The organism is Pseudoalteromonas sp. McH1-7, assembly GCF_013366255.1.
Classification (GTDB): domain Bacteria; phylum Pseudomonadota; class Gammaproteobacteria; order Enterobacterales; family Alteromonadaceae; genus Pseudoalteromonas; species Pseudoalteromonas peptidolytica.
This window is the reverse complement of sequence record NZ_JABWPQ010000021.1, coordinates 30,043-43,230: the sequence shown is the minus strand read 5'-3', so window position 1 is coordinate 43,230 and position 13,188 is coordinate 30,043. Positions and strand designations below refer to the sequence as shown.

12 protein-coding genes are annotated in these 13,188 nt (G+C 43.8%); 7 read left to right on the top strand and 5 right to left on the bottom strand.

What is annotated here, in order from left to right:
- Nucleotides 1-258: 258 nt before the first annotated feature.
- The 5 genes from HUZ36_RS15190 to HUZ36_RS15170 all read left to right on the top strand — a co-directional run bounded on the left by HUZ36_RS15190 (nucleotide 259) and on the right by HUZ36_RS15170 (nucleotide 6,300).
- Entirely contained in the window at nucleotides 259-2,073 is a 1,815-nt protein-coding gene (locus HUZ36_RS15190) for an assimilatory sulfite reductase (NADPH) flavoprotein subunit (protein WP_176033323.1), read from the top strand.
- Nucleotides 2,074-2,117: 44 nt separating this feature from the next.
- Entirely contained in the window at nucleotides 2,118-3,839 is a 1,722-nt protein-coding gene (gene cysI, locus HUZ36_RS15185; protein ID WP_176033292.1) for an assimilatory sulfite reductase (NADPH) hemoprotein subunit, read from the top strand.
- Nucleotides 3,840-3,877: 38 nt separating this feature from the next.
- Nucleotides 3,878-4,618, top strand: coding sequence for a phosphoadenylyl-sulfate reductase (locus HUZ36_RS15180; protein ID WP_176033291.1), 741 nt, complete (start codon nucleotides 3,878-3,880; stop codon nucleotides 4,616-4,618).
- A gap of 310 nt (nucleotides 4,619-4,928) precedes the next feature.
- Nucleotides 4,929-5,759: a transporter substrate-binding domain-containing protein gene (locus tag HUZ36_RS15175; RefSeq protein ID WP_252095147.1), complete on the top strand. Its 831-nt coding sequence runs from the start codon at nucleotides 4,929-4,931 to the stop codon at nucleotides 5,757-5,759.
- Nucleotides 5,760-5,763: 4 nt separating this feature from the next.
- Nucleotides 5,764-6,300, top strand: coding sequence for a DUF4124 domain-containing protein (locus HUZ36_RS15170; protein ID WP_176033290.1), 537 nt, complete (start codon nucleotides 5,764-5,766; stop codon nucleotides 6,298-6,300).
- Here the strand turns inward: HUZ36_RS15170 and HUZ36_RS15165 are convergent.
- The 3 genes from HUZ36_RS15165 to HUZ36_RS15155 form a co-directional block, all read right to left on the bottom strand.
- Nucleotides 6,297-7,391, bottom strand: a complete 1,095-nt coding sequence (locus HUZ36_RS15165) for an NAD(P)/FAD-dependent oxidoreductase (protein ID WP_176033289.1) — start codon at nucleotides 7,389-7,391, stop codon at nucleotides 6,297-6,299. The two genes, HUZ36_RS15170 and HUZ36_RS15165, sit on opposite strands and share 4 nt — an antisense overlap.
- Nucleotides 7,392-7,562: 171 nt before the next feature.
- Nucleotides 7,563-7,781: a hypothetical protein gene (locus HUZ36_RS15160; protein WP_176033288.1), complete on the bottom strand. Its 219-nt coding sequence runs from the start codon at nucleotides 7,779-7,781 to the stop codon at nucleotides 7,563-7,565.
- A gap of 78 nt (nucleotides 7,782-7,859) precedes the next feature.
- The gene (locus HUZ36_RS15155) at nucleotides 7,860-8,297 is read right to left on the bottom strand and encodes a PaaI family thioesterase (protein WP_176033287.1); all 438 of its coding nucleotides are present in this window, start codon (nucleotides 8,295-8,297) and stop codon (nucleotides 7,860-7,862) included.
- A 95-nt stretch (nucleotides 8,298-8,392) separates the two neighbouring features.
- On the opposite strand from HUZ36_RS15155, the gene HUZ36_RS15150 reads away from it, so the two are divergent.
- The gene (locus HUZ36_RS15150) at nucleotides 8,393-9,154 is read left to right on the top strand and encodes a hypothetical protein (protein ID WP_176033286.1); all 762 of its coding nucleotides are present in this window, start codon (nucleotides 8,393-8,395) and stop codon (nucleotides 9,152-9,154) included.
- Between the two features lie 199 nt (nucleotides 9,155-9,353).
- Here HUZ36_RS15150 and acnA read toward each other — a convergent pair whose 3' ends face one another.
- Together acnA and HUZ36_RS15140 are read right to left on the bottom strand one after the other, a co-directional pair.
- Entirely contained in the window at nucleotides 9,354-12,092 is a 2,739-nt protein-coding gene (gene acnA, locus HUZ36_RS15145; protein WP_176033285.1) for an aconitate hydratase AcnA, read from the bottom strand.
- A gap of 198 nt (nucleotides 12,093-12,290) precedes the next feature.
- The gene (locus tag HUZ36_RS15140) at nucleotides 12,291-12,662 is read right to left on the bottom strand and encodes an RNA-binding S4 domain-containing protein (protein ID WP_125251537.1); all 372 of its coding nucleotides are present in this window, start codon (nucleotides 12,660-12,662) and stop codon (nucleotides 12,291-12,293) included.
- 199 nt (nucleotides 12,663-12,861) lie between these two features.
- Between HUZ36_RS15140 and HUZ36_RS15135 the strand changes: the two genes are divergently transcribed.
- Complete coding sequence (locus HUZ36_RS15135; RefSeq protein ID WP_125251538.1) at nucleotides 12,862-13,131, top strand: hypothetical protein; 270 nt, start codon at nucleotides 12,862-12,864, stop codon at nucleotides 13,129-13,131.
- Nucleotides 13,132-13,188 lie beyond the last annotated feature (57 nt).

Sequence of the window (13,188 nt, the reverse complement as noted above, 5' to 3'; positions counted from 1 at the left end):
GTCTATTTGACAGGTTGATTTTACATCAACTCTGTTACGGCAATGTTAATACTTTTAAAGGCTAAATATTGCACTTCTTTTAAGTTATTTTCTTTGGACTTTTTCATCTTCAATAACTAAAAGGAATATAAAAGCAGATTCTATTCTTTTTGATCTTATCTTTTGCCACGTATGCTTCAGGCTTATAAAAGCAGGCTCCGCTGTGAGCGAGCCAATGATGCAATGAGCAAGCAAACCTTTTGGGTACGGGGATCCATGATGTTGTTAAGTCAACTTAGTGCTGCAGCAAGTCCGCTGACAAATGAACAACTGCAAAAATTACAAGGCTTAGTTGGGGAGCTAAATCCAATCCAGCAGGCATGGGTGAGTGGCTACTTAGCAGCGACAGCCAATTCGGCTGCTTTATCAGGTGTAGCTGGTCAAGCAACTGCGAGTGTTGGTGATTCTGCACCATTAACTATTTTATATGGTTCACAAACTGGCAACGCAAAAGGCGTCGCAACGCTTATCAAGACCCAAGCTGAAGCGCGGGGATTGACGACCAAGCTCGTTAATATGGCAGATTACAAACCAGCTAACCTAAAAAAAGAAAAGTTTTTGGTGATTGCTGTTTCAACTTATGGTGATGGTGAACCGCCTGAAGATGCTGAAGCATTACATGAATTTTTGGTGAGTAAAAAAGCTCCTAAACTTGCTGGCGTGAAACAAGCTGTTATCGGTCTTGGAGATACCAGTTATGAATTTTTCTGCCAGACAGCAAAAGATTTTGAAGCGCGCCTAGGCGCGTTAGGTGCTGAGATTGCCGTCCCCCGTATTGACTTAGATGTAGACTATGAAGCGCAAGCACAAGAGTGGATAACACAAGCATTAGATGTATTTGAGCCAGAGCTCAAAGCGCAGCAAACCGGAGGTGGTAATGTCATCAACATGCCCTATGGCATGCCAGAGCCTGCCGCCAGTCAATATACCAAACAAAATCCGTTTGCCGCAGAGCTAAATGTGGTTCAAAAAATAACCGGGAGAAATTCCAGTAAAGATGTTCGTCATATCGAGATTTCACTTGAAGGCTCTGATATTACTTATCAACCAGGAGACTCTCTTGGCGTGTACTTCTTAAATGATCCACAAGAAGTGGCTGCTATTCTTGAGGTACTTAACCTTGATAAAGCGCAAACTGTCATGCTGGGTGACCTAACTGTTTCAGTAGAAACAGCCTTAATTGAGCATCTTGAGCTAACACAGTCATATCCAGGCTTTGTTGAAAAATATGCGATAGCGACTGGGAATGAGGAACTAAGCGCACTTGCAAACGATAAAGCGGCATTACGTGCCTATATTGAAGAGCGACAGATCTTTGATGTGATTAAACAAAACCCTGCGAACATTGAGGCGCAAGCGTTGGTTGATTGCTGTCGTAAATTGCAAGCGCGTTTGTATTCCATCGCGTCAAGTCAAGCGGAAGTTGAAGAGGAAGTACACCTCACCGTTGGCTTAGTGGAGTTTGATGCTTTTGGTGAAAAACACTTCGGCGGCTGCTCAGGCTACTTAGCGAATCGTGCTGAAGAAGGGGCTAAAGTTAAAGTATTCAGTGAGCATAATGATAACTTTAGGTTGCCGAGTGACAATACAACACCTGTGATTATGGTAGGGCCAGGTACTGGTATCGCGCCGTTCAGAGCCTTCCTACAAGAGCGTGAAGCACGAGACGCTGAAGGTGAAAACTGGCTGTTTTTTGGCAATCCACACTTCACTGAAGATTTCCTATATCAAGTAGAAATTCAAAAATACGTAAAGTCGGGTCTATTGACCCATGTAGATTTAGCGTTTAGCCGTGATCAGGCAGAAAAGATTTACGTGCAAGATAGGTTGAGAGAGAAAGGCGAAGCTGTGTTTGCTTGGCTTGAAAAGGGTGCCCATTTTTACGTTTGTGGCGATGCCACTAGAATGGCTAAGGATGTACATCAAGCACTTATCGACATCATTAAAACCCATGGAGGGAAAGATGATGAACAAGCTGAGCAATATCTAAAAGCATTGCGCAGCGCAAACCGTTATCAGAAAGACGTTTACTAACACGTCTTGTTATACCGTCAGCCAATTTTAATGTAGGAAAGACAATGAGCAATTCTGAAATCAAACCGAATAGTAAGCTCGATGCAAACGCAAAGTTTTCTGATAACGAGCGTTTGAAGTCACAAAGTGCCCACTTGCGAGGCACAATTTCAACGGATCTGACCGATCAGCTAACCGGTGGCTTTACAGCGGATAATTTTCAACTTATCCGCTTCCACGGTATGTATCAGCAAGACGACCGCGATATCCGCCCAGAGCGTACTAAGCAACGCCTTGAGCCACTGCATAACGTGATGCTTCGTGCTCGTATGCCTGGCGGCATCATTAAACCACATCAATGGTTGGCCATTGATGAATTTGCAGCTGATAAAACCATGTACGGTAGTATTCGTCTAACAACGCGCCAAACTTTCCAATTCCATGGTGTATTGAAGCCAAACATCAAAGGCATGCACCAATTGCTAAATAGCGTCGGGATCGACTCTATTGCGACGGCTGGTGACGTAAACCGTAACGTGTTATGTACCACAAACCCGGTTGAGTCTGAGTTACATCAAGAAGCTTATGAGTGGGCGGCCAAGATTTCTGAGCACTTATTACCAAAAACCAAAGCATATGCCGAGATCTGGTTGAACGGTGAAAAAACGGAAACAACAGCAGAACCGATTTTAGGTGATACTTATCTACCGCGTAAGTTCAAAACTACGGTAACCATTCCACCAAATAACGAAGTAGACGTACATGCGAATGACCTCAACTTTGTTGCTATTGCTGATGACGGCAAACTAGTTGGCTTCAATGTGCTTGTGGGCGGTGGTTTGGCGATGACCCATGGTGATGTGAATACCTATCCACGTAAAGCAGATGACCTCGGTTTTATCCCGCTTGAGCACACGCTTGCTGTTGCTGAGCATGTGGTCTCTGTGCAGCGTGACTGGGGTAACCGAGTAAACCGTAAAAACGCAAAAACCAAATATACGCTAGATACATTTGGCACTGAGGTGTTTAAGGCGGAAGTTGAAAATCGTGCCGGTATGAAATTTGAATCAAGCCGCCCCTATGAATTTACGCATCGTGGTGACCGGTTTGGTTGGGTTGAAGGTATCGATGGTAAACATCACTTAACGGTGTTTATCGAAAATGGTCGTATTTTAGATTTCCCAGATAAACCGCTTAAAACAGGTTGTCGCAAAATTGCAGAGATCCACAAAGGGGATTTCCGCATGACAGCAAACCAAAACTTAATTATTGCGGGAGTTGCAGCTGAAGATAAAGCGCAAATCGAGCAAATCGCCCGCGAGCATGGTTTGATTGATAGTAAGCATTCAGAGCAGCGCAAAAACTCCATGGCATGTGTGTCACTACCAACATGTCCATTGGCAATGGCAGAAGCAGAACGCTATTTACCAGGGCTTGTCACACAAGTCGAAGATTTGCTCGCTAAGCACGGGGTGGCTGAGGAGAATATTATTCTTCGTGTCGTTGGTTGTCCTAATGGCTGTGGCCGAGCGATGCTAGCTGAAGTTGGGTTCGTTGGTAAAGGACCTGGTAAATACAATATGTATTTAGGCGGTAACCGCGCGGGTACTCGTATTCCTAAACTGTACTTGGAAAATGTCGGTGAAGAGGTATTTCTTCCCGCTCTTGATGAGCTGATTGGGCAGTGGGTTAAAGAGCGTAACGAAGGCGAGTGTTTTGGTGATTATGTTATCCGCAAAGAAATTGTTGCGGAAGTCAAAGTATCAAAAACTGATTTCCACGCTTGACTTAGAACGGGCAGCTAAGCTGCCCATTGGATGAGAAAATGAGTAATTTTAAACAAATATTAACTCTTGATGGCGCAACCCAGCAAATGTTACTTGCTGATGCTAATGCCTTATTGAGTGATAAAACAGCCGAGCAAAGAGTCGCTTGGGCACTGGAAAATTTACCGGATACTCACTTTTTGTCTTCTAGTTTCGGTATTCAAGCAGCGGTTATGCTACACCTTCTGACTCAACAAAAGCCAGATATTCCAGTGGTACTGACCGATACGGGCTACTTGTTTCCGGAAACGTATCAATTTATTGAATCGTTAACAGAGCGCTTGGCACTGAATCTTAAAATATACCGCGCTAAACAAAGTCCAGCTTGGCAAGAAGCAGTATACGGCAAGCTTTGGGAGCAAGGTGAAGAGGGGATTAAGCAGTATAATACCCTAAATAAAGTGGAGCCCATGACTCAAGCATTGCGTGAGCTTAATGCAGGTACATGGTTTAGTGGCCTGCGCCGACAACAGTCTGCGACACGCGCTGACAAACCGATTGTTGAGTTAAGTCGAGGAACTGTTAAATTCTACCCTATCATTGATTGGCATAATCGAGATGTATATCAATACCTCACCAAATTTGATCTGCCTTATCATCCACTGTGGGAGCAAGGCTATGTATCAATGGGGGATGTACATACTACTCGCAAGCTCGAGCCAGGTATGACTGAGGAAGAAACGCGCTTCTTTGGTTTGAATCGCGAATGTGGGTTGCATATTGATGGTGACGGTATTTAATGCCAACTACGACAACGTTTCAACCTAATAGAAGGCCGGGCTACTATATAGTGAGCGTGGCCGTATAAAAGATGCCGCCTCGCCTATGCAAGTCATTGGCTGCTGTGAGCGAGGATAGAGCGGCACAAGTGCGCTCTGCAGTTTGAGTATCACCAAGCAACGCGGTGTGTACTTCATGAATACCCTCCTTGTTATGCTCATTTGAGCATCCAGTCAATTTTGAAAAAACCAGTGTTACCCAAAGACGCGTATTCGTCTATTTTTGTGTGTATGCCTCATATAACTGAGCCGAATTATCAAAGGCATTAACTTGGAAATTGGTGGCTATCAGTCATACTTAGACTATTACTTAATCAAAGTCGAGGAGGTGGCTTTGATCTCGTTTGTAAAAGTGGGTTATTTCTGTACATGTCTTTGCACTTTGCTAACTGTTGTATCGGGGCGTGTTGCTAGTAGTGAGGAGCATGTTAATTTTGCCATTCAATATTACCCTCCTTTTATTATTGAGCATGGCGCTGAGCAAGGGCTTATTATTGATGTGTTTAAACTCTTCGCAGCGCAGTATCGATATAAAATCAACTATCTACTGTACCCTGAAAGGCGCTCATCAGTTGAAATCGAAAAGGGAACAGTTGAGGTTAGAATGGAATCAGAGCTGTGGTATCGAGGTATAACTCCGATGTGTTGGAGTGAGCCTCTTTATGTTATTGAAGATGTGATCGTGACACATAAACAAGCCGAACAGTTTGATATGACGGACGTAAAATCGCATTTGTTTCTTGGGCGTTTTGGCTATACCTACCCTCAGTTGGAGCCGTATTTAGAACATGACCAGTTACAAAGAAAAGATTATTACTCTGAGCATGATGTTTTATCTGTGCTCGCCGGTGGCGGGCATAAGGCAATCGCTTTTACTATTATTGGCAAACCTACCCTACGTTGGTACCAGCTACAACACGCCCATTTTGATGAGAAGCTAGTGATTCAAGGTATATCTGATGTTGCACCATTGCAATTACAATTTGGATACAGTCAAAAAGCAAAAACGCTTTGCAATGATTTTAATCATTTTCTAACTGACTTTAAAAAGACTGAACAATTTAAAAAGATACTGCTAAAGTATGGGCTCAAAGGACAATGAAGAGATGAAAATGAAAGCCGCGAGTTATTTGATGATTATGGTCATGCTAGTCGCAGTAGCCTGTTTATTTGTGCTCAAACGACCAGATGGAAAGCCTTGGTTAAGTGTGCAGTCGATAACCCAGTCGGTAGAACACAATGCAAATGAGTTGAAGCGCCAAGGAATAGATGCAATTGATCAAGTCAAATCACATACAAACGACTTGTTAGGTGACAGTAAGCCAGCGTCGAGTTCGCATACACAAGTATATCGCTGGCAGGATGCAAAGGGACAGTGGCATTATTCCGATAAGCCAAACCCGCATGGTCATTCTCAAGCATATCAAATAGACGAGAGTAAAATTACAGTCATAGCAGCTGAAGATACAAGTGTTCTTGCCGCCAAGGCTGAACAAGAGCCCAATAACTCCTCTTCAAAAGTAGTACCGACAGCGTTAAACCCTGCTGCGGTGCAGCAGTTAATGAAGGACACCCAAGACGTACAAAAGTTAATGGACGAGAGAGCAAAAAAAATAGATGAGGCGCTAAAGGAAAACCGCTAAACAGTATATAAGTGCTGCTCAACATACTCAGCAATCGCTAAGCTTGCAGTTAGGCCTGGAGATTCAATCCCCATCAAATTGACAAAGTTAGCGATACCGTGTGTTGCCTCGAACTGAATCACAAAATCACTTTGTTGGTGGCGGCTGAGCTTTGGCCTGATCCCGGTATAGTCTGGTGTCAGTCTAGAGGGGTCGAGTTGTGGCCAGTATTGAGTTATCGCTTTTATAAACTGTGCCTTGTGCGAGTCGTCAAAACGATAATCTATGTTGTCTACATACTCGGTGTCAGGCCCAAACTTTAACTGTCCAGCCAAATCTAATGTGGCATGTACCCCAAGGCCATGTCTATTAGGAATAGGATAAACTAAGTGTTGGAATGGGTGTTTCCCTTGATAGCGGTAATAGCGACCACGACAATAATAAGCGTCCACTTGGGGGTTATTACCAGTTATTTTGTTCAGTATATCAGGCGCTGACAGCCCTGCGCTGTTAATAAGTTGACTACAACACAGTTCATAATACTCGTCCTTACAGCGCATCGCTATGACAAAGCCTTCGGCCAGCTTCTGAACATCCATGAATGCTGTTTGGGTTGCAACAATACCACCGTTGGCTTCAATTTCGGCAATCAAAGACAGCATCAACTGATGACTATCCACAATACCAGTGGTAGGAGAAAACAACGCACTGTGAATGCTTAAATGGCTTAATTGTTGGCTAATGGTTTGAGACGAAACGAAGCTCAGATCCGTGACGGTGTTGTTATACGCTGTCTGCTTGATTACGTCGAGTTGCTGCGCCTCACTTTCATCGGTCGCGACGATAAACTTACCGAGTTGCTTGTAAGGGATATTAAGTTGTTTACAACGTGCATAAAGAAGCGCTTTACCCCTAACACATAACAGCTGCTTGAGGCTATCTAAAGAGTAGTAAATTCCGGCATGGATTACTTCACTGTTACGGCTACTGGTATGTTCGCCAACATGAGTTTCCTTGTCGATGACAAGCACACTACGGTTATGGCTAAGCTTTGCTGCAATAGCAAGGCCGACAACGCCCGCGCCAATAATGATAGTATCAACTTTATCCACTGTTTAACGCCTATCTCAAACTCTTGGTTTAGGGTGCAGTAATCACACTCTAATATCAAGTAATACTGAGCAACTAGGTATTAAGCACCACATGTTATAACTCAATACTCCATTGCACTTAGACATTATTGTAGTTAACTAACAGACTTCTGAAATTAAGCTCAGAACATATCACCCTTTATGCTCGCGGCGCATGAGTAAAATAGTAAGATAGATTTTGGTGGGTAGTGAGCAAGTAAGGCCAAGAGCAATACAGCTGGCACCTACTACAAGCCCCTTTGGCCCCAACTCATGCAGCCATTGAGTCGTCAGTATAGTATGACCTATCACAATGAGCGCAAGCCCTGATACGATAAGTAGGTGTAAAGGCCAGAGTTTGGAAGCCGGCATTATATTCACCTCACCATGCTTGTTGGTGCAATAATCATGAGGTGAATTGCATCGTTATGAATTGTGGTAGATCAAGCTTTAACGTGATACCACTGCTGCTGTCATTCGTGAGATACAACATAGTTCATTTTTACTATTAGTAATGCGTATTTCCCACACTGAAGAGCGTTTTCCTAGGTGGATAGGTTTAGCAACAGCTCGCAGTATACCGTTTCGCGAGGCTTTTAAGTGATTTGCATTAATCTCCTGACCGACACAGTAAAATCGTTCGGTATCTACGACAAAGTTTGCCGCATAACTTGCGACGGTTTCCGCTAACACCACATTTGCACCACCATGGACAATTCCCATAGGGTTGTGATGCTGAGGGGTCGCAGGCATAGTCGCTACAAGATAATCATCGCCTATTTCGCTAATCTCGATACCCAAAGTTTTCATTAATGTACCTTTACCCGTCGCTCCCTCATCTAGTGATTTACACAACTCAAGGCTAATTGGGGAAAACCAAATGGACATGTTTGTCTCCTTTTCTTATACATATGCTTACATTTTTTTACTATGGCGATTTTTTCTCATCGTTACAATCTTTGCATTAACGTAAAGGGGAAAACATGAGAGTACTACCAATACTAGGGTTATTACTTTATTCCGGTATGAGTGCAGCCAATTCACACGAAGTAAGTATCGGTTTCGGTGAGTTTTTGGAAATTGAGGATGGATTCTTAGGTGTTCAGTATAAGCATTATCTGACAACTTTGAAAAACAATAGCACACCTTATAGCTTGCAGGGGTATTTACAGAAAAGCGATAACTTTTCCATTGGGGGATTTACAAATGATGATTGGCAATTGTACCAAGCTGATGCTGAGCTGTTTATTGGGCGGTACTGGCGGGTGGCGGTAGATGTCACTCAATTTAGTGATGATGAGGCATTTTCTGTGTCCACCAAAGATACCATTGCACTGTTACAGGTGGGTCGTTTCGTCAGTCGAAATATGCAGTTAGGCTTAACATTTATCGGTCAACGTTCAGAATTTGATGGCTTTGGTGTAGATGATCATAGTACTGAAACAGCACTTGCGCCCTTTTTTAGGTATACCGAGGTTGAGGATGGTGTTGGGTGGGATGTGAAGATGCAAAAAGTGGCAGCAGATACGGACTTTTGGCAAGTACAAGCTGGTTATTACTTCAACAAAAGCTGGCAAGTTGCGGTGTCTGCGAGGCTACAAGAAGAAGAGTTTAATGAGTCAATCGTTGAGCTGCAAACAGAGTACTGGTTTAATGCTCATTCAGCGGTTCGATTTGGTTTAGGGTCGGATCTAAACGATGCCGACCTTAACACTGTTACACTTATTTATACGGGACGGTTTTGATACTTAACCTGAAGTTTGGGTAAGGTGCGCTTACTCTTTAACGCTCGAAAACCCTGAAATATTCGCAGTTCAGGTGATTCAAGTTTGCACTGGCATATCAGCGATGACAACAGCAAACGAGCTTCGCTGAAGCTCGGTATCAAAGTAGAGCATAGCGCTGATTTCAGCTTAAGTGCTATGCTCTTCTAATGTTGTTAGATTAATTGAGCATTTGTCTCAGCACATACTGTAATATCCCACCATGTTGATAGTACTCCCACTCTTTTGGGGTATCTATGCGAATGTCTGCTGAAAACTGTTTTTCCTCACCTTTGGCATTTTTGGCGGTAACGATGACTTCAGTTGCGGTGTCGTAGATCCCTTCTATTTCAAATTCCTCCTCACCACTTAAACTAAGCTCTTCATGACCTTCGTCTGGTTTGAACTGCAAAGGCAACACACCCATACCAATAAGATTAGAGCGATGGATACGCTCATAACTTTTTGCCAGAACTGCTTTGATGCCAAGGAGTAATGAACCCTTAGCAGCCCAATCTCTCGATGAGCCTGTACCATATTCACTACCGGCTAAGATCACCAATGGTGTATTACGTTGTCGGTACTGTTCAGCTGCATCAAATATACTCATAAGAGCGCCATCAGGTAATAACCTAGTGATCCCTCCTTCGGTACCCGGGGCTAGCTGATTGCGTAAGCGCACATTCGCAAAGGTGCCACGCATCATTACCTCATGATTACCACGGCGTGAGCCATAAGAGTTAAAATCCGCTTGCTTCACGCCTTGTGATTGTAAATATTCCCCAGCGGGAGCTGACGCTTTAATGTTCCCGGCAGGAGAGATGTGATCGGTAGTAACTGAATCTGCGAGTTTAGCAAGGCACCTTGCGCCTTTGATGTTTGGGATCCCTGGTGGCTCTTTGCTCATATCATCAAAAAAGGGTGCTTTACGAATATAAGTAGAGCTATCTTGCCAGTGATAGCGTTCGCTTTGATTAACAGCGATCTCTTGCCAATGTTTATCCCCTTGATAAACATCGGCATAGTTTTCAGCAAACATGGCTTGGGTCACAGTTTGAGAAACTAGTTCACTGACTTCAGAGACCGATGGCCAAATGTCTTTTAAGAATACACCCTGTCCGTCATCAGCTTGGCACAATGCTTCATTGTAGACGTCAATATCAGTTCGCCCTGCGATTGCATAGGCCACGACAAGTGGCGGCGATGCGAGGAAGTTCATTTTTACATCTTGGTGGATCCGCCCTTCGAAGTTACGATTTCCAGATAGAATTGAGCTGACGACCAGCTGATGCTTAACGATGGCGTCGTTAATTTCTTTTGGTAATGGGCCGGAGTTACCGATACAAGTTGTACAGCCGTAGCCGACTAAATCAAAACCGAGTTCCGCAAGTGGCGCTAAAAGGTCAGCTTGTTTTAGATAATCAGTGACTACTTTTGAGCCTGGAGCTAATGACGTTTTCACCCAAGGCTTGGGCTTTAATCCAAGTGCTTTGGCTTTTTTTGCAACAAGACCAGCAGCAAGTATGACACTTGGGTTTGAGGTGTTTGTGCAGCTTGTGATAGCCGCAATAACGCAGGCACCGTCGACTAATTCAAACTCTTGTTTTTTAAATTTAACCTTACCAACACCGAGGGTTGCCGGTTCGTTTTGGTCAACCCGAGAAGCCCCACCTTCACTAACGGTGCGAGCTTCATCTTGATCCGACGCGGCATTTTTTTCACTGCGCTCATGTTGAAATTCTCCTAAATGGGCTTGGATAATTTTACCGGCGTCATTGAGAGGGATTCTATCTTGTGGGCGCTTTGGACCTGCAAGACTTGGAACGACAGTCGCTAAGTCTAGTGTCAAAACGTCGGTGTAAAGTGGCTCATCACCGGGCTCGCGCCACATGCCTTGATGTTTTGCGTAACCTTCAATCAGCGCTATCTTCTCTTCGTCACGGTTGGTGAGGCGAAGGTATTCAAGGGTTTCATCATCAATAGGAAAGATCCCACATGTGGCACCATACTCAGGCGCCATATTAGCAATCGTGGCTCTGTCAGCTAGTGGCAGGTCAGCTAAGCCATCACCAAAGAACTCAACAAACTTACCCACAACGCCGTGCTCACGTAACATCTGCGTTACTGTTAGAACTAAGTCGGTTGCGGTTGTCCCTTCAGGTAATTGACCTTCTAATTTAAAGCCAACCACTTGAGGGATGAGTAAGGAAATAGGTTGACCAAGCATTGCGGCTTCAGCCTCAATCCCTCCTACGCCCCAGCCTAATATGCCAAGGCCGTTGATCATGGTTGTATGTGAGTCTGTACCGACAAGTGTGTCGGGGTAGGCGAAGGGCATGCCATTGATATCTTTTTCAAACACGACTCGTGCCAAATACTCTAAATTTACCTGATGCACGATACCCGTTGCTGGTGGCACAACCTTTAGGTTGTCGAATGCGCCTTGCCCCCAACGCAGGAATTCATACCTTTCTTTATTGCGTTGATACTCAAGTTTTGCATTTAAATCAAATGCGCCATCATGACCGTATTCGTCTACTTGCACTGAGTGATCTATGACCATTTCAGCAGGAGACAGGGGATTGATTTTATTTGGGTCACCACCTAGCTTTGCCATCGCATCACGCATTGCTGCAAGGTCGACGATTGCGGGCACGCCGGTGAAGTCTTGCATTACGACGCGGGCTGGGGTAAAAGCCACTTCTTTGCTTGGTTTTTCTTCAGGCTTCCAGTTAAGTAGCGCATCGATGTCCTTGGCAGTAACATTTTTACCATCTTCATGGCGTAGTAGGTTTTCGAGTAAGATTTTCAGAGAAAATGGCAGTCTCTTTGCCCTATCGCTCAACGCTGGTAGTGAGTGAATGTGCACCTGACGCTCGCCGACGGTAAGCTGAGTCAGGGTATTATATGAATTGTTCATGCTTGACCCTTTTCCTTATTCTAATCATGCAAAGAAATTTGCATAGAATGTACCAATTGCAAACCTGCTGCATTTTTGTACATTTATAGTCCTAGTGTTGAAAAGGGAATTTTTCAAGAGATGAGTGCACTCTAGCGGGGCATTAGTGCACTACAGCGGTGAGAAAAGAGTTGTGGTTTGCTGTCAAAGCGATACGAGTTAACCAAAAGAAATGGGCTTACGGCCTGTATTTTTGTCCACTTGTGTGTAAGATTTTCCCGACTTTTGTCGTTTTTTCTTACTGGCAGTCGGCGTTGCAGTTGATGGTTTTGGTGTTGCAACTGCTCTAGGCTGTGGTGTCGCGTCTGGTGCTAACGTTAAATGAAATTCATCGCCATCAAAATGCAGAATATCGCCCGAATAAATCTTTTTACGTTTTTGCGTACATATTTCATCGTTGACTGCTACATAACCTTCAGTGATCAATAACTTTGCATGTCCTCCAGTTTCTGCTAAGTCGAGCACTTTCAAAAGGTTGCACAACTCTATCGGCTCTTCTTCGAGCTCAATTTCAATAAACCCATCTTGCATTTTTATAACCTCAACATGCCGTATTTACCTAACACAGCTAGTGTCTTATTGCCTTATACGACAGTATATAAAATTACTACGATTAATGACGAAACTTTTTTGCTAAAACCTGTGTCTTTAACATTACTGAAGTATTTGGTGTGTATTTTGCAGGTCGTCCACGCGATTTGTTTTTATCAGTATGTTAATGGAGGCAACGATGGGGATTCGCACAGCATTGAGAAAAGAGCTTATGCAGGTCGATAAGACAGATCTAATGACCGCGGATGATGTACGTCACTATGTCAATGAGTCGCTTACTCAAGCCAAAGACAAGCTCTCAGTCATCTCACGTTTTAATGAGCATCACAGTCAAATCCAAGCAGGGTTACCGAGTCAAGAGCAACATTTACATCATCAACAGCACCATCTTTTCAAAGATATTCTTTATCCAAAATCCGCAGTTGAAACTTGGCTATCTAGGTGTTAATTTGGAGCAAAAATAGCACCAAACTTGAAGGCAAGTGGATAATATAATTCAGCCTCA

Coding starts and splice junctions, on each gene's coding strand:
- HUZ36_RS15155 (WP_176033287.1), bottom strand. CDS start 8,297: ATGTCCATTTGGTTTTCCCCAATTAGCCTTGAGTTGTGTAAATCACTA.
- cysI (WP_176033292.1), top strand. CDS start 2,118: ATGAGCAATTCTGAAATCAAACCGAATAGTAAGCTCGATGCAAACGCA.
- HUZ36_RS15140 (WP_125251537.1), bottom strand. CDS start 12,662: ATGCAAGATGGGTTTATTGAAATTGAGCTCGAAGAAGAGCCGATAGAG.
- acnA (WP_176033285.1), bottom strand. CDS start 12,092: ATGAACAATTCATATAATACCCTGACTCAGCTTACCGTCGGCGAGCGT.
- HUZ36_RS15170 (WP_176033290.1), top strand. CDS start 5,764: ATGAAAATGAAAGCCGCGAGTTATTTGATGATTATGGTCATGCTAGTC.
- HUZ36_RS15135 (WP_125251538.1), top strand. CDS start 12,862: ATGGGGATTCGCACAGCATTGAGAAAAGAGCTTATGCAGGTCGATAAG.
- HUZ36_RS15160 (WP_176033288.1), bottom strand. CDS start 7,781: ATGCCGGCTTCCAAACTCTGGCCTTTACACCTACTTATCGTATCAGGG.
- HUZ36_RS15180 (WP_176033291.1), top strand. CDS start 3,878: ATGAGTAATTTTAAACAAATATTAACTCTTGATGGCGCAACCCAGCAA.
- HUZ36_RS15190 (WP_176033323.1), top strand. CDS start 259: ATGTTGTTAAGTCAACTTAGTGCTGCAGCAAGTCCGCTGACAAATGAA.
- HUZ36_RS15150 (WP_176033286.1), top strand. CDS start 8,393: ATGAGAGTACTACCAATACTAGGGTTATTACTTTATTCCGGTATGAGT.